Origin of the sequence: Pigmentiphaga daeguensis (assembly GCF_039523035.1) — a bacterium.
GTDB lineage: Bacteria > Pseudomonadota > Gammaproteobacteria > Burkholderiales > Burkholderiaceae_B > Pigmentiphaga > Pigmentiphaga daeguensis.
This window is the reverse complement of sequence record NZ_BAAAEN010000034.1, coordinates 1-22,724: the sequence shown is the minus strand read 5'-3', so window position 1 is coordinate 22,724 and position 22,724 is coordinate 1. Positions and strand designations below refer to the sequence as shown.

The window sequence follows — 22,724 nt, the reverse complement described above, 5'->3', positions numbered from 1 at the left end:
TCATGCAAGCCTCGTTCCGAGTGCCGGCGATCGCCGCCTTTGCCACTGCCTTCACCCTGTCCCTGGGCGCCGCCAGCGTCCAGGCCGCCTGGCCCGAGCGCCCGATCACCATCGTCGTTCCCACCGCTCCCGGCGGCGGCAACGACGCGTTCGCGCGCGTCATCGCCCAGAAGATGGGCGACAGCCTCAAGCAAAGCGTCGTGGTCGTCAACAAGGCCGGCGCGCAGGGCGCCATCGGCAGCGAGTACGTGGCGCGCGCCCCGGCGGATGGCTACACCATCCTGTTCGGCTACATCGCCACGCACGGCATCAACCCCGCGCTGCAGAAGCTGCGCTACGACCCGGTCAAGGACTTCAAGCCCATCGGCCTGCTGGCCAGCTCGCCCACGCTGCTGGTCGTGTCCTCGTCCTCCGGCATCACCTCGGTCAAGGACCTGATCGAGAAATCCAAGAAGGATCCCAAGGGCCTGAGCTACGCCTCGGCGGGCGCCGGCACCGCGCCGCACGTCACGGCCGAGCTGTTCAAGATGGTGACGGGCGCCAACATGCTGCACGTGCCGTACAAGGGCTCGGCGCCGGCGATGACCGACACGCTGGCCGGCACGACGCAGGTCATGTTCCCCAGCCTGTTCAGCGCCTATCCTCACCTGGCCTCGGGCCGGATCAAGGCCCTGGCCCTGGCCGGCGACAAGCGTTCCGACGTCCTGAAGGACGTGCCGACGCTGGAAGAGCTGGGCGTCAAGGGCGTCAGCGTGCCCCAGTGGTATGCGCTGTTCGCGCCGGCCGGCACCGACGACGCCATCGTCGAGCGCCTGAACAAGGAGCTCAACGCCGCGCTGCATGACCCCGAAGTCATCGCCAAGTTCAAGGAGCAGGGCGCCGACACGAAGAGCAGCACGCCGCAGGAGCTGGGTGAATTCGTGAAGTCCGAAGTGGCTCGCTGGAAGAAGGTGGTGGAAGCGGCGAAGATCACCACTGAGTAAGGGTCCCCCCCTACGCGCTTCGCGCGCCCAGGATGGTGGGCCCCCAGCCGCTACGCGGCAGCCCCCCCAAGGGGGCCGGGACCCGCCTTGGGGCGGCCCGGCGCCGGGTCCCCAGGGGGCGGCACTGGCGGACCGGCGGAGCCGGATCCGCTGTGCCCTGGAGGGGGCAGAGTGGTTTGGAGGGCGGTGCTTGCACCGCCTTTTTCTTTATCAGGAGGAGATATGAAGAGGACAGTTGCGGCGGTCGCGGTGGCGGCGTCGGCTTGGGCGGGGGCTGCGGTGGCGCAGCCTATCGTGTTGCGCGACATGGGGTCGTTCCATATCGGCGGCGAGCCTTTCGTGGTGTCGGGCGAGCCGGTGAAGGAGGTGAAGTTCACCGCCAACGGCGTGCCGCTGAAGATCGATCCCAACGGCACCTACATGGTCGGGCAGATGTACGTGCAGTACTTCATCCCCGAGCCCCGCAAGGGCGCGGTGCCGCTCTTGATGTGGCATGGCGGCGGTTTGACGGGGGTGACGTACGAGACGACGCCCGATGGCCGGCCCGGGTGGCTGAACGATTTCCTGCGCAAGGGATGGGCGGTCTACAACTCGGACGCGGTCGAGCGTGGCCGTTCGGGATGGCCGGCCACGGCCAAGCCGGTGTGGCAGGGCGATCCGGTGCTGGTCACCGCGGCCAATGCCTACGAGCGCTTCCGCATCGGCGGGGCGGGGTCGTGGAGCGATGATCCGGCGAAGCGCAAGCTGCTGCCCGGGAACCAGTTTCCCGCCGACCAGATCTGGCAGTTTTCACGGCAGTTCGTGCCCCGGTGGATCACCACGGACGAGCCCACGCTGAAGGCCTATCTGCAACTGGTGGACAAGGTATGCCCGTGCGTGCTGCTGGTGCACAGCCAGGCCGGCAAGTTCGGTTTCCAGGCCGCGCAGGCACGCCCGGACAAGATCCGCGCCGTGGTGGCGGTCGAGCCGGCCGAGGTTGGCGACGAGGACAAGGAAAAGATCGCGGCGTTGAAGTCGGTGCCCGCCCTGATGGTGTACGGCGACTACATCGAACAGGACTCGCGCTGGCCGGCGATCCGCGCCAAGGGCGCGCGCTTCGCCCAGGCCGTCAGGGAGGCCGGCGGCCAGGTGGACGAGGTCGATCTGCCCAAGGTGGGTATCAAGGGCAATTCCCACATGGTGATGATGGACAAGAACAACCTGGAAGTGTCCGCGCTGATCAACGAGTGGCTGGCCAAACGCGGGTTGTATCGGTAGGTTGGCGAGGGAGCGGCCGAAGGCCGCATGGGGGAGGGCTTGCCTTTCAGGACAGCTCTCTTACCTCGACGTCGACGATGTCGCTGCGCTTCATGCGGTTGGCGTAGCCGCTCGTGGAGCGGGCGGGGGCCGCCGCCGCGGTGGCGCCCTCGGCGTTGCCGCCGCCGAAGCCCCAGCGGGTCTGGGAGCGCTTCCAGTAGGTATTGGCGACGAACGGCTTGCCGCGCAGCTTGGCCACGACATAGACGATGGCCAGGGCGACGGCGGTCGAGGCGAGGAGGATGGCCGCCATGATCATGCCGACCAGGGCGATGCCCGCCACGAAGGCGGTGCGTAGCAATTTGGCGATGGTGTCAGTCATAGGTGGTGCGTCGGGCGGGAGCGCCCGGAGCGGGCGGTGAAAGCGTTTGGGCGGCGGCGGGCTTGGAAAAGTTCCCGGTTTTTCGGGCTCACCTTGCAGGTGGGGACGTCCGCGGCCAGGTTCAATAGGGTTCTTCCGGGGTTTCGACCGGTTCGATGCGGGTGGCGATGACCTTGTCGATGCGTTTGCCATCCATATCGACCACTTCGAAGTTCCAGCCCGCCCAGTCGACCTGCTCGCCGGTGTGCGGGATGCGGCCCAGCAGCAGCATCAGCATGCCGGACAGCGTATGGTAAGTGCCCGAATCGCCTTCGGGTAGATGCTGTAAACCCAGCATATCCTCCATCTCGTGCACGTCGAGCAGGCCGTCGAGCAGCCACGAGCCGTCCTCGCGCTGCACGGCCGAGGATTCCTCGGGCGCGGTGGAGGTATGGAATTCGCCGACGATGGCTTCGAGCACGTCGCGCAAGGTCACCAGGCCTTGTACGTCGCCATATTCATCCACGACCAGCGCCGTCTGGGTGTGCGAGTCGCGGAAATTCTGGACGAGCTCGGTGCCGGTCAACGTTTCGGGTACGTACAGCACCGGGCTCAGCCGGCTGGCAAGATCGAGCGGCTCGCCGGCCATGAGCTGGGCCAGCAGGTCCTTGGCGCGCACGAAGCCGATCACGTCCGACAGGTCTTCGCGCACGACGGGGAAGCGGGAGTAGTGCGAGCTTTCGATCTTCGCCCGCGAGACCTCGAGCGGTGCGTTGACGTCCAGGTAGACGATGTCCGAGCGCGGCACCATGAGCGAGGACAGGCGCCGTTCGTCCAGCCGGAAGACGTTGCGCACCATTTGCTGCTCGGCCTGTTCGAAGATGCCCGCCGTGGCGCCCTGGGCCATCAGTACCTGGATTTCTTCTTCGGTGACGAGCTGGTCGTTGTTTTCCCTGACGCCCATGAGCTTGAGCACCGTGTCCGTGGCCAGCGACAGCAGCTTGACGAAGGGCGTGGCGACCCACGACAGCAGGCGCATGGGCGCGGCGATCAGGCCCGCGATGGTCTCCGCGTGCATCTGGCCCAGCCGCTTGGGGACCAGCTCGCCGATGATGATGGACATCAGGGTGATGACGATGACCACCAGGGTCAGCGCGATCGCGCTGGCCGCGTCCGCCAGTGCCGGGAAGTGGTCGCGGATGGCCTCGGCCAGCGGCTTGGCCAGGGCGCCCTCGCCCACGATGCCGGTCAGGATGCCGATCGAGGTGATGCCGATCTGGACAGTGGAAAGGAAGCGCGTGGGGTGTTCGGCCAGTTCGAGCGCGGCGCGGGCCTTGGCGTCGCCTTCGTCGGCGCGCTGTTGCAGGCGGGATTTGCGGGCGGTGACAACGGCGATCTCGCTCATGGCGAAAATGCCGTTGGCGATGAACAAAATCAGAAGTAAGCCAATTTCCATTTTTTCAGGCGGGTCGGTCAGGCGGGCATTCCCCTTTTGTTTGGAAAACGCTTGTAACGCCATCGAAACCGGTCTTATTTGACCGAATTTCCCCCACCTACTGTTATGAAGACCCCGTAGTCTAGCCGAGGATGGCCGTATTCCAAATGGGCAATGCTACTTACGGGCGCCGGAGCGGCCGTAAACAGATGGAAACAATACTCCGCGCGCGATCACGGAACACGCGCATGATCCGCTATGCTTGCGGTTGAAAATCAATACAGCGGAAGCGTCATGAGTTTGTCAGTCGAACGGGCCTGCGCGGCCGTACCCGGCATGATCGATCCTCTCCTGGGCGCCGACGGGGCTGGCGCCGCAGTCGCGAACGGAAACGTATTGCCTGCTCCGCGGACGTGATGCGCCTGCCTTTCGCGCCCGCCGTCCTGTGCGCCTTGCTGGCCCAGCCCGCGTTCGCGGCGCGGCCCGAGATCACCATCGATCCGGGCGGGCTGCCTGCCAGCGCCCTGCAAGCCGTCACGCACGCCGTGGACAGCATGGCGGACATGGCCGACGACCAGGACGGCGGCGAGGGCATACGCCTGCGCCGCCGCGCCCGCGAGGCCACGCTGGACGCCCTGGCCACCGAAGGCTATTTCTCGCCCGAGGTCCAGCTCGAGGCCGGCACCGACGTGGCGGGTCCCACCTGGGACATCACCATCGTCCCGGGCGAGCGCACCCTCATCGAAACCGTGGACATCTCTTTCCTGGGCGCCATATCCGGTCCGGAGTTCGAGGAGCGCGTCGCCAAGCTGCGCCAGGACTGGGAACTGAAGGAAGGCAGCCCGTTCCGCAACGACGAATGGGAAACCGCCAAGCGCAACCTGCTGGACGCGGCGTCCGAGCGCGATTTCCCGGTGGCCCGCCTGGTCGATACGGCGGCGGACGTGGACGCCGACCGTGCCCGGGCGGCGCTGCACGTCAAGCTCGACAGCGGCCCTGCGGTGCGCTTGTCGGGCGTCGAGGTCCGGGGCCTGAAACGCGTGCCCCAGGGCACGGTCGAGCGCTATGTCCGCATCCGCCCGGGCGAGCCCTACGACCGCGACCGCATGGTGGACTGGCAGCAGACGCTCCAGTCTTCGCCGTTCTTCTCGGGCGCCAAGCTCGACATCGACCGCCAGGGCATCGCGCCCAACCATGAAGAGGATCCGGCCCTGATGCCCAAGGGGCTGGAGCCGGACCAGACACGCACCGAGCGGGCCTACCAGGGGCCCAGCCACCTGACGCTGCCGGTGCTGGCGGACGTGGTCGAATCGCGTCCCCGCCGCATGAGTGTCGCGCTGGGCGTGGACGACGAGGCGGGACCGCGCATCGAGACCATCTACCGGCAGAACGTGGTCCTGGGCCAGCCGGTGGAGCTCGAGACCGGGCTGCGGCTGGACCGCCTGCGCAAGCTCGGCTATGCCGACATCCATCTCGCGCCCAACGAGAACGGGTTCCGCGACAGCTTCGGCGTGCTGGCGCAGGACTCGGACGTGCAGGGCCTGCACGTGCGGCGGCTGGCGGTGGGCGCCATCCGCGCCAAGACCTATCCCGCCGGTTTCCAGAGCCGCGTCGAGTACGAGACCCGCTACGGCGCGCGGGTCGCGCACGAAATGACCGACATCGACGGCTACAACTCCTTCACCACCAACACGGCCACGGCCACCGCCGAGATCATCCGCCGCGACGTCAACGACAAGTACGACCCGCGCGAAGGCACGCTGTTCGCGCTGGGCGCCGGCGCGGGCACCGCGCTCGACGCCAGCAATCATTTCAACCGGCTGACCGCGCGCGGCCAGTTCTGGTGGTCGCCCACCAAGCGCGACGTCATCACGGTGCGCGGCGAGGTCGGGCGCCTGTGGGCGCAGGACATCAACCGCGTGCCGGACGATTTCTCGTTCCGCACCGGCGGCGCGCGTTCGGTGCGCGGGTATCGCTACCTGGGCCTGGGGCGCCAGGTGGGCAACGCGGTGCTGGGCGATGCCGTGCTGTTCGTCGCCAGCGTGGAGGCCACGCGTTACTTCGACGACCGGCTGGGCGGGGCGATCTTCGTCGATACCGGCAACGTCGCCTCGCGCTTCTCGGACATGAAGCTGGCGACCGGCGTGGGCGCGGGCCTGCGGGTCCGCACGCCGGCGGGGCCGCTGAGCGTGGACCTGGCCTACGCGCTGCGCGACAAGAACATCCGCCTGCACTTTTCCCTGGGGATCGCATTTTGAACGGGCCCGTCACTCCTTCCCCCAAGCCCGCTCCGCGTCGCCGCCGCTGGCCCTGGGCCGTGGCGGGCGTCTTCGCGCTGGGCGTGGCCGCGGTGGCCGGCGCGGGCGCATGGATCGCGTCCTCGGCCAGCGGCGCGGCCTGGGCCGTGCGCACAGGCGTGCAACTGGCGGGCGGATCCGTCCGCCTGGAGGGCGTGCGCGGGTCCCTGCTGGGCGGACTGGACATCGATGCGCTGGAGCTGCGGCTGCCGACGTTGGATGCCGACCTGGAGAGGCTGCGCCTGGATGTCCGCTGGCGCGCGCTGCGCGGGGCGCGGCTGCACGTTTCCGAATTGTCGGCGCGGCGGGCCAGGCTGAACCTGCGGCCGTCCGACGAGCCCGCCACGCCGCTGACCTCGCTGCGGCTGCCGCTTGCCATCGACGTGGACAAGCTGGGGCTCGGCACGCTGGACATCGAGATGGATGGCGAACGGCTGCCCGCCAGTTTCGACGGCATCGACCTGCGCGCGACGTCGTCGGGCGCCGAGCACCGGGTGCTGCTGGCCAACCTGCACGTGGCGGCGCCGCAGGCCGAGGCGACGCTGCGGGGCGAGGCCAGCGTGGGCGCGGATGCGCCGTTCCCGGTGAAGCTGGCGCTGCATGCCGGCGGCCATCAGGCGGCGCACGCGTTCGACCTGGGCGCCTCGGCCACTGGATCGCTGGAACGCCTGGCCTTCGCCGTGAGGGGCGACGGCGCGGGCGTGGACGTGAATGCGGAGGGGCAGGCGGCGCTGCTGGAAGGATTCCCGCTGCGCGGCCTCAAGCTGCAATTGCACGGCATCGATCCCGCCGCCTGGATGCCCGGCGCGCCATCCGCCAACCTCGGCCTGACCGCCGACCTGGCGGTGGCCGACGGCAGCGGCCGGCCGCTGCTTCAAGGCCCGTTCGCGCTGACCAATTCCACCCCGCGCCCGCTGGACAAGGACGGCGTGCCGGTGTCCGCGATATCGGGACAACTGAGCGCGCCGGTCGAGACCTTCGACGCGCTGGACGTTGCCTCGCTCGTGATCGAGTTCGCGGGGGGCGGGAGCCTGTCGGGCCAGATGGACTGGCGCCGCGACGCCGCGGCCGGCGACGCCGGACGCGTGCGGGGCCGGCTGCAGGCCAGCGGCATCGATGCGTCGCGGCTGCACGGCGCGGCGCTGCCGACCAGGCTGGCGGGCACGCTGGCGTTTTCCGCCGACGCGGCGGTCCAGTCGCTGACCGCGGACCTGTCGGACCGGTCGCGCAAGGTGCCGCTGGCGCTCAAGCTCGAGGCCGGCGTGCGCGACGAGGTCGTGCGCATTCCGCAGTTCGCGCTGACCGCCGGCGAGGCGCGCGCGAACGGCAAGGGCGAACTGCAACTGGCCGAGCCCCGGCGCTTCGCCGCCGAGCTGCGGCTGGACCGTTTCGACCCCAGCCACTGGGTGCGCAGCGAGGCCCTGCCGCCGGCCCAGGTCTCGGCGCGAGCCGAGGTGAAAGGGGCCTTGCTGCCCGAACTGGGCGGGACGGCACAACTGCGCATCGAGGAGGGCAGCCGCTGGAACGGGCAGCCCCTGGGCGGGCACGGCGAACTGGCTTTTGCCGGCATGCGCGTCACGCGCGCCGACGCGGCGCTGAACGCCGGCAGCAACCGGCTGACGGCCAAGGGCGCGTTCGGGCGCCCGGGCGACAAGCTGGATTTCGACCTGGACGCGCCACGCCTGCAGACCTTGTCATCGCTGCTGAACGGCCGCCTGTCCGCGCGCGGCTCGCTGGGTGAAACGCTGGATGCGCCGGTGCTGGACATGACGCTGGACGCGGGCGACCTGCAGTTGCCCGGCGGCGTGCGCGTGGGCAAGGTGCAGGGGCGCACGAGCCTGGGCGGATCGCCGGTCAACGGCAAGCGTCCGCAGGGCGGGTTCGCGGCCGCGCCGGCCGACATCGACCTGCGCATCGACAACGTGGCCGTGTCCAGCGCGCCGCAGGCCACCATGAGCCAGGCCACCCTGCGTCTGCAAGGCACGATGGCGCGCCATGAAGGGACGGTGGATGCCGAGTTCGTGCCGGCCGACCGGTCGGCGCCGGCCACGCTGGCGATCCGTTTCGACGGCGGCTGGGGCGTGGGTCCGGGCCGGGGCGCGCCGCCCGGCTGGCGCGGCAAGGTAGGGCAGTTCGACCTGTCCCGCGCGCCGCTGGGCATGTCGCTCGAGGCGCCGGTGGAACTGAGTTACGTGCCGTCCGCGGCGGCACCGCAATGGCAATGGGAAGTGGGGCCCGCTGGCATCGCCTTGCGCCTGCCGGGCGGGCAGACCGGCAAGCTGGTCAACGAGGGGGCACGCGGCGGTGGCGGCCGCTGGGAGTCGCGCGGCCGCGCCGAGGGACTGGCCTGGGCGCCGGAGATCCTGCTCGAGGCACTGGGCGGCAAGCCCATTCCGCGCGAGCGCGTCATCGTGCTGGATGCCGACTGGGACATGCGTTTCGCCGGTTCGCTGCAAGGGACGGCGAACATCCGCCGCCGCAGCGGTGACCTGTGGGTGCCCGGCACGCCGCCCATGGCGCTGGGCCTGCGCACGCTGGATGCCAGCCTCAGGGCGACGCCGGATGGCAACGCGGGCCACAGCCGCATCGTCCTGCAAACCCTGGTCGAGGGCGACCGCGTGGGCAGCGTGCGGGTGGACGGCGAGGCCGGCGTCATCGCCCGTGGCGGCGCGATCGGCCTGGACCGTGACCGTCCGGCCCAGCTCGATGCCCAGGTGGACCTGAAGGACCTGAGCTGGGTCAGCCTGTTCATCGGCGACAGCGTCGAGGTGGGCGGCAAGGTGGCCGGTTCGGCGCGCGTCGCCCAGTCGGGCGGCCAATGGCATGCCTCCGGCGGCCTCCAGGGGGAAGGCATCCGGATCGTACGGCTGGACGACGGGCTCAGGCTGTTGGACGGCACGCTGAAGGCCACGCTGGAGGATGACCGCATCGTGCTGGAATCCTTGCGTTTTCCCAGCGTGATCCGGGTCAACCCGCGCGATTCGCGGGTGCAGCAGTGGATCAAGAACGAGAGCCAGGGCGGCTGGATGGAAATCAGCGCCGATTGGCGGATGTCTCAGGCCTCGGGCCACGCGACTCTCAAGGCCGAACGCTTCCCCGCGATCCAGCGCGCCGATCGCTTCGTGGCCGGCTCGGGGCGGGTGGACATGGACATCATCCCGGACCGCATGCGTATCGCGGGCCTGTTCGAAGCCGACACCGGCTGGGTCGACATGGGCACCCAGGCTCCGGCCAAGCTGTCGGACGACGTGTACGTGCGCCGTACCGGCGAGGAGCGGCAGAAGAAGACGCTGGGCATCGCCATCGACGTCGGCGCCAAGCTGGGCGACCGCTTCTACCTGCGAGGCTACGGCCTGGATACCGGCATCACCGGCGACCTGCGCATCGTCGGCATGGTCGGCGCCTTGTCGTCCAGCGGCACGGTCCGCACGCGCGGCGGCCGCTTCGATGCCTATGGCCAGACGCTGACGGTGCGCCGCGGCGTGCTGACCTTCCAGGGGCCGCTGGACGATCCCCTGCTGGATGTCGTGGCGGTGCGTGTCGGCCCGCGCGTGGAGGCGGGCGTGCGGATCAGCGGCACGGCGCGCCGCCCCCGCATCGCGCTGGTCTCCACGCCCGAGGTGAGCGACGTGGAAAAACTCTCGTGGTTGCTGCTGGGCCGGGGCCCCGACGAAGGCGGAGGCGGCGCCGATGCCACGTTGTTGCTGAGCGCGGCGACGTCGCTGCTGGGGCCGCAGGGCAGCGAACCGATCTCGCGCCAGCTCGGGCTGGACGAGATCGGCGTGCGGTCGGGCAACGTGGGCAGCAGCCGCGGCCTGCTGCCGGACCGCACGGTGGCGGGGGACAGTACCTCGTCGGCCTACGCCCTGTCGAACAACCAGTTCCTGGTGGTGGGCAAGCGCCTGTCCGACCGGCTCTACGCCAGTTTCGAACAGGCGCTGTCGGGCCGCGACGGTGTGGTCAAGCTCAGCTACCGCCTGAGCAATCGCCTGTCGGCGGTGGCCAAGGGCGGCACCTTGAACGGCCTGGACCTGCTGTATTTCGTGCTGTTCGACGACTGACGCAGACTCGGGGGGCGTTGCCGGCCCCCCGCGCGTTCAGGGAATGGCCGGCAGCACCCGCCCCCGTACGCTGCCGAAACCCACGCGCAGCGCGCCTCGGCGGGCATGGCCGCGAATGACGACTTCGTCGCCGTCCTGCAGGAAGCCGCGCGTGCTGCCGTTTGCAAGGGCCAGGGGTTGCCTGCCGTTCTCGGTCAGCTCCAGCAGGCAGCCTCGCGCCTCGGGGCTCGGCCCGCTGATGGTGCCCGAGCCCATCAGGTCGCCGGTGCGCAGGTTGCAGCCGCTGCTGGTGTGGTGCGCGAGTTGCTGCGCCATGGTCCAGTACAGGTGCCGGAAGTTGCTGCGGGTGATGGTCGCGGATGCGCCGTCCGGCGTGCCGAGTTCCACCGACAGTTCGATGTCGTAGGCGTGGCGATCGGTTTCTCGCAGATAGGGCAGCGGCACCGGATCCTGTTGCGGGGCGTCCACCCGGAAGGGCTGCAGGGCGTCCAGCGTGACCACCCACGGCGAGATCGATGTGGCGAACGCCTTGGCCTGGAAGGGGCCGAGGGGAACGTATTCCCAGCGCTGGACGTCGCGGGCGCTCCAGTCGTTCATCAGCACCATCCCGAAAATGCGCGCGATCGCGGCATCGGGATCCAGCCGGCTGCCCAGGGCCGTGCCCGGCCCCACGAAGAAGGCCGTTTCCAGTTCGAAGTCCAACTGGCGGCAGGGCCCCCACTCGGGCGTGCCGCCGGCGACGGGCAGTTGCCCCATGGGGCGGTGCACGTCGTGGCCGGACAGCACCACCGAACTGGCGCGGCCGTTGTAGCCGATGGGCAGGTGCTTCCAGTTGGGAGTGAGCGCATTGGCCGGATCCCGGAACAGCTTGCCCACGTTGGTGGCGTGGTCCTCCGACGAATAGAAGTCGGTGTAGGACGCGATCTCGAACGGCAGGTGCAGCGTGCACGCCTGCATGGGCAGCAGCGCGCGGGAGCGCAATCCGGCGTCGTCGCGCAGGCGCGAGTCGGTGCCGGACAGCAGCGCCGCCAGGCGTGCCCGGACCGCGTTCCACACGGGCCGGCCGGCGGCGGCGAAGGCATTCAGGCTGCCCTGGCCGAACAGCGCCGGTCCCGAGGGCGTGGGCAGCAGTCCCGCGCGCTCGAGCGCGTGCAGGTCCACCACCCAGGAGCCCAGCGCGGTACCGGCCCGGAGCCCGCCGTCCGGCGTGGAGAAGATGCCGTAGGGCAGGTTCTGGATGGGGAAGTCGCTGTCGGGCTCGACGTCGATGAAGGCGCGCAGCGACGCATCGATGATCTCGTACATGGCCGTGCTCAGTTGCCGGTGTTCAGCAGGCCGAGCGACTGGATCAGCGCACGGTTGGTGTCGTTGTCGCTGGCCAGCCGGCTGGCGAAGGTGGCGCTGTCCAGGTAGTTGACCTGCTGGTAGAGCTGGCCGGCCGCCTTCTGGAATTCGCTCTTCTGCGTGGCGGCGTGGCAGGCTTGCTGGAGCTTGTCGCGCGCGGCCTGCGGCACGCCGCGGCTGACGTACAGGCCGTTGCGGGCGATGACCGCGTGCTTGATGCCGAACTCCGTGATGGCGGGTACCTCGGGCAGGCCGGCCAGGCGCTTGTCGCCGTACACCGCCAGGATGCGCAGGTCCTTGCCCACCACCGACGAGACGCCCAGGGCGCCGAAGTCGATGTGGCCGCCCAGCAGTTGCGGGATGACCTGGGCATCGCCGCGGAAGGCGATCTCGTTGAAGTTCACGCCCGAGGACTTGGCCAGGTTGGCCGTGGCCAGGTGCGGTACCGATCCGGGACCGGCGTGGCCGTAGGACAGCTTGCCCGGCTGCTGGCGCGCCTGGTCCAGCAGTTCCTTGACGCTGTGGATGGGCGAGTCCTTGCGCACGGCGATGACGAACGGGTTCTCGAAGATCTGGCAGATCGGCGTGATGCTGTCGGGCTGGTAGGGCAGGCGGCCCATCAGGAAGGGGGCCTGGGTCAGCGGCGACGAGGGCGAGAACAGCACCGTGTAGCCGTCGGGACGCGCGGAGGCCACGGCGGCCACGCCTATGGTGCCGCCCGCGCCGTCGCGGTTGTTGACGACGATCTGCGTCGACAGGATCTCGGACAGTTCGCGGCCGAAGGCGCGCGCCATGACGTCCACGCTGCCGCCCGCCGAGTACGGAACGATCAGCTCGACCGGGCGCGACGGGTAGGTCTGGGCGGTGGCCGTGGCGCACATGGCGGCCAGGAGCGGAACGAACAGGATCTTCTTGAAAGACATGCTTGGTCTCCTCTTGGAGTGGGGGTTACTGCTGCACGGGCAGGGCCGGATCGAACTTGCCGTCGACCAGGACGAACAGCACGCGGGCCGGCTCGTTCGTGCGGTTGGTCCAGGCGTGATTGGTGCCGCGCTGGATCAGGACTTCGCCGGCGCCGAGCGTGACCTCGGATTCATCCAGCAGCATGGTGATCTCGCCCGACAGCACGATGGCGTAATCGATGGTTTCGGTGCGATGCATGAAGGGGTGGCGCTGCTTGCCGCCGCCCTGGGCGGTCAGCGCATGCTGGCCGCCGAACATCGAGAACGCCTGTTTGGCGGCATCGGCATCCACGTCGCGCAGTTCCAGGCCGGCGGGCGGGAATTCGATGATGCGCACGACCGTGCCCAGTTTCGGCGGGGCCAGCGACACCGGCCCCAGGGTGGGGTCGGCGCCATTGTCGATGGGCGCGGGGGCCGTGGGCGTCAGCCACAGCTGGGTCAGGTAGTAGCCGGGGCGGCTGGCATCGTGGCGGACGTTGGGCGCATAGCCGTCCTCCAGCACGACGGCGCGGCCCTGCTCGTCATGGCCGGTCACGACACGGCGGATCTTTCCGTTCATGGGGTTCCTCATGCGGGCGCCGGATGGCGCGTCAGGGTCCATCATAGGAATTCCCAGCCATTCGGTCAAACGAATGATTCAATCAATCGACTGAAACAAAAATCCAGGCTTTGCGGGTAACATAGGCTCCCTATCGCTTTCCGGACGACTCCATGCCCAGCCCCGCCGCCGATCCCGCCGAATCCGCCTCTACCCGCGACCGCATCGTCGACGTGGCCGAGCGGCTGTTCGCCGAGCACGGCTACAACGGCGTATCGCTGCGCACGATCACCGCCACCGCCGGCGTCAACATGGCCGCCGTGCACTACTACTTCCGGACCAAGGAAGGATTGCTGCGGGCGATCTTCGAGGCGCGCGTGGGCCGGATGAACGACGAGCGGCACGCGCTGCTGCAGGCCTGCGTGCCCGCCGACCCGCAGGCGCGGCCCGAGGTGCGCGCCGTGCTCGAGGCCTTCATCGGACCGGGCATGCGCGTGGGGCAGACCGAGGAAGGCGCCCGCTTCAACCGGCTGTCGGCCATCTGCTCGGTCGAGCCCGATCCGGCGGTCAAGAACATCGTGTTCGGCGTCCACGACGACGTCGGCCGGCTGTTCGTCGACATCCTGGCCCGCGCCTGTCCCCACTTGACGCGGGATGAGCTCTACCTGCGGCTGCAATGCGTGTTCGGCAGCATGATGTACATCCGCGCCGACAACGGCCGCGTCGCCCGGCTGATGCCGGACGTGCGCGCCACGCCGGTGTCCGCCGCCAGCGTCGACCTGACCCTGTCGCGCCTGCTGGATTTCCTGGCAGCGGGGCTGGCGGCGCCCGCCGCCGGCTAGCGCCTTACATCACAACTCCCGGCAGACCTCGAAGATCAATTCCCGCAGCCAGCGCTGGGACTGGCTGGGATGGGTCCGTTCGTGCCAGAGCTGCGAGACGACGAACTCGCCCAGCGGCAGCGGATGGGGCGCCATGCGCAGCGGATAGAGACCGCAGAAGGCCAGGGCGATGCGGCGGGTGACGGTGGCGATCAGGTCGGTGCAGGCCAGCGTGGGGGCGATGGCGAGCATGTGGGGAACCTGGGCGGCGACGTCGCGCGAGATGCCGTGCTGTTGCATCGCATCCTGCAGCACGCGCTCGCGCGCGCCGTTCTGGCGCGGCATGGCGACGTGCCGCGCCGAGGCGAACTGGCGGGGGCCGAGCGTCTGGCCATCCAGCGGGTGGCCGATACGGTGCAGGCAGACATAGTCGTCCCTGAACAATTCCTGCCGGTAGATGGGATAGGTGGCGGTGGCCACCGGCGACAGTACCAGGTCCACCTTGCCCAGCAGCAGCAATTCCTCGGGCATCAGGGGCTCGATGGGGTGGATGGCCACCGACACCGAAGGGGCCTCCGAGGCCAGGCGCCGCATGAGCGCGGGCAGCAGGGTAAAGGTGACGTAGTCCGTGGCCGCGATGTTGAAGTGCATGCGCGCGGCATGCGGCGCGAAGGGCTCGGACGGCGAGGCCAGTCCGTTCAGGGCGAGGATGGCGTGGCGCACGCCGGTGGCCATCTCCATGGCCTTGTGGGTGGGCACGACGCCGCGCCCGTTCCGCAGGAACAGCGGGTCGTGGAAGATCTCCCGCAACTGCGCCAGCCCCTTGCTGACGGCGGACTGGCTGATGTCGATGCGGTCGGCGGCGCGGGTCACGTTGCCTTCGGCCAGCACCGCATCGAAGATCATCAGGAGATGCAGGTCGACGTGCTTGATGTCCATGGATCGGGGCTTCATCGGGGCCGGCGGCCGGCCGTCATAATCAAATATTCCACAACGGAATCGAGATAGCCATTCTTGGCCGGAAGGCACGGCCCGGCCAGATCCTCGCTATGGGGTCGCGCGCCCTCGATCCCGCTTCTGCCTTCATCACACACGTTCTTCATCGATCTCGCGCATTTTTGCGTGACGCCCGTTCTCGCTGCACGGCATGGGCGAGCCGCGTTCCTGGCTTCCGGCGGCCGGTCCACCGCGTTGACAGTCCCGGCAATTGCTCAGCATGCTGAGAACCTGGCATCGGCAGTGCATCGCAGGATCAATATTGGCAGAACGCGGAGGAAAAAGACCAGCATGAAAACCAGGATCAACGGCGACTGGGTGGTGGGATACGAGAACGGCGGGCATGTGCTCTACCGGCAGGCCTGCGTGGTCTACGACGGGGACCGTATCGTCTACGCGGGGGACGATTACCGGGGCGAGGCGGACCGCGTCATCGAGGCGCCGGGCTGCCTGTTGTCGCCGGGCTTCATCGACACGCACGTGCACTCGGGTCACCGCGCGCTGCACAAACTGCTGACCGACCACGGCCGGGCGGACCTCTTCGGCCAGCCCTACATGGACGTCACGATCGCCCGGTCGGGCACGCGCATACAGGGCTATCCCAATTACCTGACCAAGGAAGAGGCGCAGGTGGATCCCGGCATCGCCCTGCATGCGGCGTTCACGGTCAGCGAACTGCTGCGCAACGGCGTGACGACTTTCGTCGAACTGGGCGGGCACGTGATCGTCCAGGAGGCGTTGTGGAGGCAGTGCGAGGCGCTGGGGGTGCGGGGCTACCTGGGGCCGGGCTATGACAGCGGGCGCTGGGCCTCGGACGACGATGGCAACCTGACGCGCGTGCCCTATCCCGACGGCGGCCTGCACCTGTTCAACGACGCGGTGGCGTTCATCGAGCGGGTCGAGCGCGATCCGAGCGACCTGGTCCACGGGATCCTGGTGCCGCGCGAGGTCGAGAACTGCAGCATCGACATCCTGCGCCGGACCGTGGCGGCGGCGCGCGACCTGGGCGTGCCGATGGCGACGCACGCCGGCTACAACGTCATCGAGTTCTACGAGACCGTGCGCGAACATCGCAAGACGCCCATCGAGCTGCTGGACAGCGTGCAGATGCTGACCCCCGCGCTGAACATCGGACACGCCAATTTCATCTCCGACAGTCCGCGCCTGAACTATTCGGGCGGCCGCGATCTCGAGCGCATGGGGAAGAGCCAGGTCTCGGTGTCCCACTGCCCGATCAACATCGTGCGCCGGGCCCGCGTGCTGGATTCGTGGAAGTCGTACCGCGAGGCCGGGGTGAACATGACGATAGGCAGCGATACCTATCCGCGCGACATGATCATGAACATGCGCACGGCTTCCTATCACGGCAAGGTCATGAGCCATGACCTGACGGCGGCCAGCGCGGAACAGGTGTTCGAGGCGGCCACGCTGGGCGGCGCCCGCTCGCTGGACCGCGAGGACCTGGGCCGGCTGGCGCCCGGCGCCCGCGCGGATATCGTCGCCATCAACCTGGGGCGCAAGGACGTGCTGCGCTACGGGCCGATCTGGGACCCGATATGCAGTCTGGTCGAGTGCGGCGTGGGCGACGACGTGGACCTGGTCGTCACCGGCGGGGAGATCCGCATGCGCGACGGCCGCATCCCCGACGTCGACCTGGGCGGCCTGCGGGCCGAGGCCCAGGCGTTCGCGGAAGGGGTGTGGGGCCAGGTCCAGGACTGGGACCCGCTGCGGCGTACCGCCCGCATGATGTGCCCGCCTTCGTTTTGCCCCGATTGCGAATAGCCCGGCGCGCCGGATCCGATCGTTTCCAAGGATATGTCCATGAAGATCTCACGCTTTTCCCTTGCCCGGGCGAACTTCCTGCGGGCGGCCGTCTGCGCGGTGGCGGCCGGCCTGGCCGCGCCGGCATTCGCCCAGGACCATGCCGCCGATGCCTACCCCGAGCGCCCGGTCCGCATCGTCGTGCCCTACGGCGCGGGCGGCGCGGCCGACCTGCTGGCGCGCGTCCTGGCGGAACGCCTCGCGCAGGATTGGGGCCAGCCCGTCATCGTCGAGAACAAGCCCGGCGGAGTGGGGACCATAGGCATCTCGGCCGTGGTGAAGGCCGCGCCCGATGGCTATACGCTGGTGTCCGTGCCGGTGTCGGACCTGGCGGTCAACCCGCACCTCTACCGCAAGCGCCCGTTCGACATCGCCCGCGACCTGGCGCCCGTCGCCCAGGTGGGGGCGGTGCCCAACGTGCTGGTGGTGTCGAACACGCTGGGCGTGGCGGATGCCAGGGCGCTGATCGCCAAGGCCAAGGCCGGGCGCCTGAGCTATTCGTCGCCGGGCATAGGCAGCCAGGCGCACCTGGCCGCCGAGATCTTCGCCGGGCGCGCGGGCGTCAGCCTGCTGCATGTGCCCTACAACAGCGTGTCGGCGGCGCTGGCGGACGTGGCGGGCGGCCAGATCGACATGATGATCGCGCAATTGCCGGCGGCGCTGCCGTTCATCCGCGGCGGGCGGGTCAAGGCGCTGGGTGTGGTCGCCGAGCAACGCTCGCCGCTGGTGCCCGAGATGCCGACGCTGAAGGAAACCACCGGCCTTTCTTTCGGCGACGCGATTTCGTGGTCGGGGCTGATGGCGCCGGCTGCCACGCCCCTGGCGCTACGGGAGAAAATCGCCCTGGCGGTTACCCGGGCGATGCGGTCGCCCCAGGCCCAGGAACTGTTGGCGCGCCAGGGCACGGTGGGGCTGGGGGGCACGCCGGACGATCTTTCCAGGGCCATCGCTGAGGATTCCCGCAGGTACGGCAAGGTGATCAAGGCGCTCGACATCCGGCTGGACTGAGCCGAAAGGGGGAGGGGACGGTGGGGGGTATTGGGGGTATCCCCAGTCCAGCTACAATTCCCCCTTTACGTAGACGTCCCCTGACGAGACCCCGTCCATGAGCATCAAAAGCGACCGCTGGATCCGCCGTGTGGCGGCCGAAGGCATGATCGAGCCATTCGAGCCCGGCCAGGTCCGGGCGCACGACGGCCAGCGCATCGTCAGCTACGGCACGAGCAGCTACGGCTACGACGTGCGCTGCGCCGACGAATTCAAGATCTTCACCAACATCAATTCGACCATCGTCGATCCCAAGGCCTTCGACGAGAAGTCCTTCGTGGACTTCAAGGGCGAGGTCTGCATCATCCCGCCCAACTCCTTCGCGCTGGCGCGCACGGTCGAATACTTCCGCATTCCGCGCAGCGTCTTGACCATTTGCCTGGGCAAGAGCACCTACGCGCGCTGCGGGATCATCGTCAACGTCACGCCCCTGGAACCCGAATGGGAGGGCCACGTGACGCTGGAGTTCTCGAACACCACGCCGCTGCCCGCGAAGATCTACGCCGGCGAGGGCTGCGCCCAGATGCTGTTCCTGGAAAGCGACGAAATCTGCGAGACCTCGTACCGGGACCGCGGCGGCAAGTACCAGGGCCAGCAGGGCGTGACGCTGCCTAGGACATAGGCCCCCCCCTACGCGCTGACGCGCGCCCCCCAGGGGGCCGACGGCGGGGGACCGGCGGAGCCGGATCCCCCGTGTCGTGGTCTGGGGGCAGTGGATTGCGTGGGGTGGTCCTCAAACCGACACTGAATTGTTTTACGCTAGTTGTTTGTTTTTTTACGCCCGGAGGCGCTGTGCGAGGTAACTTGCTCGCGGCCGGCCGTTTTTCAACCGATTTCCCTGCCGCCACGTGCCCTGCCAGGGCACAGCGGATCTGGTCCGCCAGTCCGCCAGTGCCGCCCCCTGGGGGGCGCGCGTCAGCGCGTAGGGGGGGGGCTTCAACCTCAATGAAATTCCGTTTCCCCATCGTCATCATCGACGAAGATTTTCGTTCCGAGAATGCATCCGGTCTGGGCGTGCGCGCGCTGGCCGCGGCCATCGAGGCCGAGGGCATGGAGGTGCTGGGCGTGACCAGCTACGGCGACCTGTCGTCCTTCGCTCAGCAGCAGAGCCGCGCCAGCGCGTTCATCCTGTCGATCGACGATGAGGAATTCGGCGAGGGCATGCCCGAGGACGTGGCCAATGCCGTCAGCAAGCTGCGAGCCTTCATCGGTGAACTGCGCTTCCGCAATGCCGAGATCCCCATCTACCTGTACGGCGAGACCCGCACCTCGCGGCACATCCCGAACGACATCCTGCGCGAGCTGCACGGCTTCATCCACATGTTCGAGGACACGCCGGAGTTCGTGGCCCGCCACATCATCCGTGAAGCCAAGAGCTACCTGGAATCGCTGCCGCCGCCGTTCTTCCGTGAGCTGGTCAAGTACGCGCAGGATGGTTCGTATTCCTGGCACTGTCCCGGCCACTCGGGCGGCGTGGCGTTCCTGAAGAGCCCGGTGGGGCAGATGTTCCACCAGTTCTTCGGCGAGAACATGCTGCGCGCCGACGTCTGCAACGCGGTGGACGAACTGGGGCAACTGCTGGACCACACCGGCCCCGTCGCGGCCTCCGAGCGCAACGCGGCGCGCATCTTCAACGCCGATCACTGTTTCTTCGTGACCAACGGCACGTCCACGTCCAACAAGATCGTCTGGCATGCCAACGTGGCGCCCGGCGACGTGGTGGTGGTGGACCGCAATTGCCACAAGTCCATCCTGCACGCCATCATCATGACGGGCGCCGTGCCGGTGTTCCTGCGGCCCACGCGCAACCACCTGGGCATCATCGGGCCGATTCCGCTGGAGGAGTTCCGTCCCGAGAACATCCAGAAGAAGATCGACGCCAATCCCTTCGCCAAGGACAACGCCGGCCGCAAGCCCCGCATCCTGACCATCACGCAGAGCACCTACGATGGCGTGGTCTACAACGTCGAGATGATCAAGGAGCTGCTGGGCAGCAGCATCGACACCCTGCATTTCGACGAGGCCTGGCTGCCGCACGCGGCGTTCCACGACTTCTACCGGAACATGCACGCCATCGGCAAGGACCGTCCGCGCAGCACCGAGGCGGTGGTGTACGCGACCCACTCCACGCACAAGCTGCTGGCCGGCATCTCGCAGGCCTCGCAGATCATCGTGCAGGAGTCCGAGACCCGCAAGCTGGACCGCTACGTATTCAACGAGGCCTACCTGATGCACACGTCGACCTCGCCGCAGTACGCGATCATCGCGTCCTGCGACGTGGCGGCGGCGATGATGGAGCCGCCGGGCGGCACGGCGCTGGTCGAGGAAAGCATCCTCGAGGCGCTGGACTTCCGCCGCGCCATGCGCAAGGTGGAAGCCGAGTTCGGCGCCAGCGACTGGTGGTTCAAGGTCTGGGGTCCGGACAACCTGGTGGCCGACGGCATCGGCGAGCGCGATGACTGGCTGCTGGAAACCGATGCCAACTGGCACGGGTTCGGCGCCCTGGCGCCCGGCTTCAACATGCTGGATCCGATCAAGGCGACCATCGTCACGCCGGGCCTGGACGTGTCGGGCACCTTCGGCCAGACCGGCATTCCCGCGTCCATCGTCACCAAGTTCCTGGCCGAACACGGCGTGATCGTCGAGAAGGCCGGCCTGTACTCGTTCTTCATCATGTTCACCATCGGCATTACCAAGGGCCGCTGGAACACGCTGCTGACTGCGTTGCAGCAGTTCAAGGACGACTACGACAGGAACCAGCCCATGTGGCGCATCCTGCCCGAGTTCTGCCACGACTACCCGCAGTACGAGCAGGTGGGGCTGCGCGACCTGTGCACCCGCATCCACGAGATGTACCGGGCCCACGACGTGGCGCGCCTGACCACCGAGATGTACCTGAGCGACATGGTCCCGGCCATGAAGCCGTCCGAGGCCTTCGCCAAGATGGCGCACCGCGAGATCGAGCGGGTCGACATCGATGCGCTGGAAGGGCGCGTGACCAGCGTGCTGCTGACGCCGTACCCGCCGGGCATTCCGCTGCTGATCCCGGGTGAACGCTTCAACAGCACCATCGTCAAGTACCTGCAGTTCGCCCGCAAGTTCAACGCCCAGTTCCCGGGCTTCGACACCGACATCCATGGGCTGGTGGAGGAAGTGCTGCCCAACGGCGACATGCGCTTCTACGTGGATTGCGTCAAGGACGCCTGATGGCGGCGGACGGGCCGCGCGGCGCGGCCTTCGACGTGGCGGTGATCGGCGCGGGCGCAGCCGGCATGATGTGCGCGGCGGTGGCCGGGCAGCGCGGCCGGCGCGTGGTGCTGATCGACCACGCCCGGCGGCTGGCCGAGAAGATCCGCATCTCCGGCGGCGGGCGGTGCAATTTCACCAACCGCGATGCCGGACCCGCCAATTTCATTTCTGGCAATCCCCACTTCTGCCGCTCGGCGCTGTCGCGCTACACGCCGGGCGATTTCCTGGCGCTGATGGCGCGCCACCGCATCGCCTGGCACGAGAAGCACCGGGGCCAGCTATTCTGCGACGAATCCAGCGAGGACATCATCCGCATGCTGCGCGCCGAGTGCGACGCGGGCGGCGTGGCGTGGCGCATGCCCTGCACGGTCGAATCGGTGGAGCAGGGCGAGGCGGGTTTCATGCTTCGTACCTCGTCCGGCGCCATCCGCGCCGCACGCGTGGTCGTCGCGACCGGCGGGCTGCCCGTCGCGCAGATCGGCGCCTCGGACTTCGGCCTGCGCATCGCGCGGCAGTTTGGCCTGAAGATCGCCGAGCCCCGGCCGGCGCTGGTGCCGCTGACCTTCGACGCCGCGTCATGGCAGCCCTTCGTGCCCCTGGCCGGCGTCGCGCTGGAGGTCGACATCCGCACCGGTTCGGGCCGGGGCGCGGCCTCGTTCCGCGAGGACCTGCTGTTCACCCACCGGGGCCTGTCCGGTCCGGCGGTGCTGCAGATATCGAGCTATTGGCAGCCGGGCGAGCCCATCGTGATCGATCTCGCACCGGGCGTGGACCTGATGGCGGACCTGTTGGCCGCCAAGGCCGGCGGCCGCCAGCACCTGGCCAACGTGCTGGCCGGCATGGTGCCGCGCCGGCTGGCCGAACAGTGGCTGGCCGCGGCCCATCCCGGCCTGGGCGAGCAGCGTATCGCAGACCTGCCCGACAAGGCGCTGCGCCAGGTGGCCGAGGGCATGAAGCGCTGGACCCTGACGCCGTCGGGTACCGAGGGGTACAGGAAGGCCGAGGTCATGCGCGGCGGCGTCGATACCCGTGGCCTGGACCAGCAAACCATGGAAGCCAAGGCCGTCCCCGGCCTGCATTTCATCGGCGAAGTGGTGGACGTGACGGGATGGCTGGGAGGCTACAACTTCCAGTGGGCCTGGGCGTCCGGCGCGGCCTGCGGCCAGTCGGTCTGATTGCCAGCGGGCGCTACGCCTCCGGCGGCTCGATCGGCGTGGGCGCCTGCGCGTTTAGAGCCGCGACCATTTTCGACAGCAGCGCTGTCAACTGTTGACGCTCGAGGGGAGCGAGCGGCTCCAGCATGCGATCCGACACATGGAGCGCAGCCTTGTTCGCGTCCTTGACCAGTTTGCGTCCGTCGGCCGTCAGGACTACGACCTTGCGCCGTGCATCGCCCGGCGCGGTCGACCGCTCTACCAGGCCTCGATTTTCCAATCGGCGGATCACTTGGCCAACCGTGGCCCTGTCCATGCCTATGTGTCGCATCCCTGACGATTATATAGACTCCCGCCGCTACCCCCTGTTCATGGCTCGTGCCGTTTTGCAAGCCCTGATTGAGGAACATGAGCAAGCC

17 protein-coding genes are annotated in these 22,724 nt (G+C 68.6%); 10 read left to right on the top strand and 7 right to left on the bottom strand.

Translation table 11 applies throughout. The annotated features are described in order from the left end of the window. Positions 1-2 precede the first annotated feature (2 nt). Together ABD104_RS27250 and ABD104_RS27245 are read left to right on the top strand one after the other, a co-directional pair. Complete coding sequence (locus ABD104_RS27250) at positions 3-983, top strand: Bug family tripartite tricarboxylate transporter substrate binding protein (protein WP_087837230.1); 981 nt, start codon at positions 3-5, stop codon at positions 981-983. Positions 984-1,205: 222 nt separating this feature from the next. Then, entirely contained in the window at positions 1,206-2,240 is a 1,035-nt protein-coding gene (locus ABD104_RS27245; protein WP_279817766.1) for an alpha/beta hydrolase, read from the top strand. A 46-nt stretch (positions 2,241-2,286) separates the two neighbouring features. Here the strand turns inward: ABD104_RS27245 and ABD104_RS27240 are convergent, their stop codons facing one another. Together ABD104_RS27240 and ABD104_RS27235 are read right to left on the bottom strand one after the other, a co-directional pair. Continuing rightward, positions 2,287-2,601 (bottom strand): hypothetical protein, encoded by a 315-nt coding sequence (locus tag ABD104_RS27240; protein ID WP_087837228.1) that lies wholly within the window; start codon positions 2,599-2,601, stop codon positions 2,287-2,289. Positions 2,602-2,722: 121 nt separating this feature from the next. Beyond that, complete coding sequence (locus ABD104_RS27235) at positions 2,723-4,036, bottom strand: hemolysin family protein (RefSeq protein ID WP_087837227.1); 1,314 nt, start codon at positions 4,034-4,036, stop codon at positions 2,723-2,725. 395 nt (positions 4,037-4,431) lie between these two features. On the opposite strand from ABD104_RS27235, the gene ABD104_RS27230 reads away from it, so the two are divergent. Together ABD104_RS27230 and ABD104_RS27225 are read left to right on the top strand one after the other, a co-directional pair. Then, positions 4,432-6,273 carry an autotransporter assembly complex protein TamA gene (locus ABD104_RS27230; RefSeq protein ID WP_338617774.1) on the top strand — a complete coding sequence of 614 codons (1,842 nt, stop codon included), beginning with the start codon at positions 4,432-4,434 and terminating at the stop codon, positions 6,271-6,273. Continuing rightward, positions 6,270-10,373 carry a translocation/assembly module TamB domain-containing protein gene (locus ABD104_RS27225; RefSeq protein WP_343928566.1) on the top strand — a complete coding sequence of 1,368 codons (4,104 nt, stop codon included), beginning with the start codon at positions 6,270-6,272 and terminating at the stop codon, positions 10,371-10,373. The genes ABD104_RS27230 and ABD104_RS27225 overlap by 4 nt, the downstream gene beginning before the upstream one ends. Positions 10,374-10,409: 36 nt before the next feature. Here ABD104_RS27225 and fahA read toward each other — a convergent pair whose 3' ends face one another. From fahA to ABD104_RS27210, 3 genes are read right to left on the bottom strand one after another with little or no spacing between them, the layout of a single operon-like run. Continuing rightward, entirely contained in the window at positions 10,410-11,678 is a 1,269-nt protein-coding gene (gene fahA, locus ABD104_RS27220) for a fumarylacetoacetase (RefSeq protein WP_343928565.1), read from the bottom strand. 8 nt (positions 11,679-11,686) lie between these two features. Continuing rightward, positions 11,687-12,640, bottom strand: coding sequence for a Bug family tripartite tricarboxylate transporter substrate binding protein (locus ABD104_RS27215; protein ID WP_087837223.1), 954 nt, complete (start codon positions 12,638-12,640; stop codon positions 11,687-11,689). Between the two features lie 25 nt (positions 12,641-12,665). Beyond that, entirely contained in the window at positions 12,666-13,238 is a 573-nt protein-coding gene (locus tag ABD104_RS27210) for a cupin domain-containing protein (protein ID WP_087837222.1), read from the bottom strand. 152 nt (positions 13,239-13,390) lie between these two features. Here ABD104_RS27210 and ABD104_RS27205 point away from each other — a divergent pair, with 152 nt between their 5' ends. Then, on the top strand, positions 13,391-14,059 hold the full coding sequence (locus ABD104_RS27205) for a TetR/AcrR family transcriptional regulator (protein ID WP_087837221.1): 669 nt from the start codon (positions 13,391-13,393) through the stop codon (positions 14,057-14,059). A 9-nt stretch (positions 14,060-14,068) separates the two neighbouring features. Here the strand turns inward: ABD104_RS27205 and ABD104_RS27200 are convergent, their stop codons facing one another. Then, positions 14,069-14,977 (bottom strand): LysR family transcriptional regulator, encoded by a 909-nt coding sequence (locus ABD104_RS27200; protein ID WP_279817777.1) that lies wholly within the window; start codon positions 14,975-14,977, stop codon positions 14,069-14,071. A 348-nt stretch (positions 14,978-15,325) separates the two neighbouring features. On the opposite strand from ABD104_RS27200, the gene ABD104_RS27195 reads away from it, so the two are divergent. The 5 genes from ABD104_RS27195 to ABD104_RS27175 all read left to right on the top strand — a co-directional run bounded on the left by ABD104_RS27195 (position 15,326) and on the right by ABD104_RS27175 (position 22,326). After that, complete coding sequence (locus ABD104_RS27195; RefSeq protein ID WP_279817779.1) at positions 15,326-16,816, top strand: chlorohydrolase family protein; 1,491 nt, start codon at positions 15,326-15,328, stop codon at positions 16,814-16,816. Between the two features lie 39 nt (positions 16,817-16,855). Further along, positions 16,856-17,863: a Bug family tripartite tricarboxylate transporter substrate binding protein gene (locus ABD104_RS27190; RefSeq protein WP_279817781.1), complete on the top strand. Its 1,008-nt coding sequence runs from the start codon at positions 16,856-16,858 to the stop codon at positions 17,861-17,863. 97 nt (positions 17,864-17,960) lie between these two features. Further along, a complete protein-coding gene (gene dcd / locus ABD104_RS27185) occupies positions 17,961-18,524 on the top strand; it encodes a dCTP deaminase (protein WP_124688076.1) in 564 nt (187 codons plus the stop codon). A gap of 323 nt (positions 18,525-18,847) precedes the next feature. Next, entirely contained in the window at positions 18,848-21,109 is a 2,262-nt protein-coding gene (locus ABD104_RS27180) for an arginine/lysine/ornithine decarboxylase (protein WP_124688077.1), read from the top strand. Beyond that, the gene (locus tag ABD104_RS27175; RefSeq protein ID WP_279817784.1) at positions 21,109-22,326 is read left to right on the top strand and encodes a BaiN/RdsA family NAD(P)/FAD-dependent oxidoreductase; all 1,218 of its coding nucleotides are present in this window, start codon (positions 21,109-21,111) and stop codon (positions 22,324-22,326) included. Before ABD104_RS27180 ends, ABD104_RS27175 begins: the two co-directional genes overlap by 1 nt. Before the next feature lie 13 nt (positions 22,327-22,339). Here the strand turns inward: ABD104_RS27175 and ABD104_RS27170 are convergent, their stop codons facing one another. After that, on the bottom strand, positions 22,340-22,621 hold the full coding sequence (locus tag ABD104_RS27170) for a MarR family winged helix-turn-helix transcriptional regulator (RefSeq protein ID WP_343928564.1): 282 nt from the start codon (positions 22,619-22,621) through the stop codon (positions 22,340-22,342). Positions 22,622-22,724 lie beyond the last annotated feature (103 nt).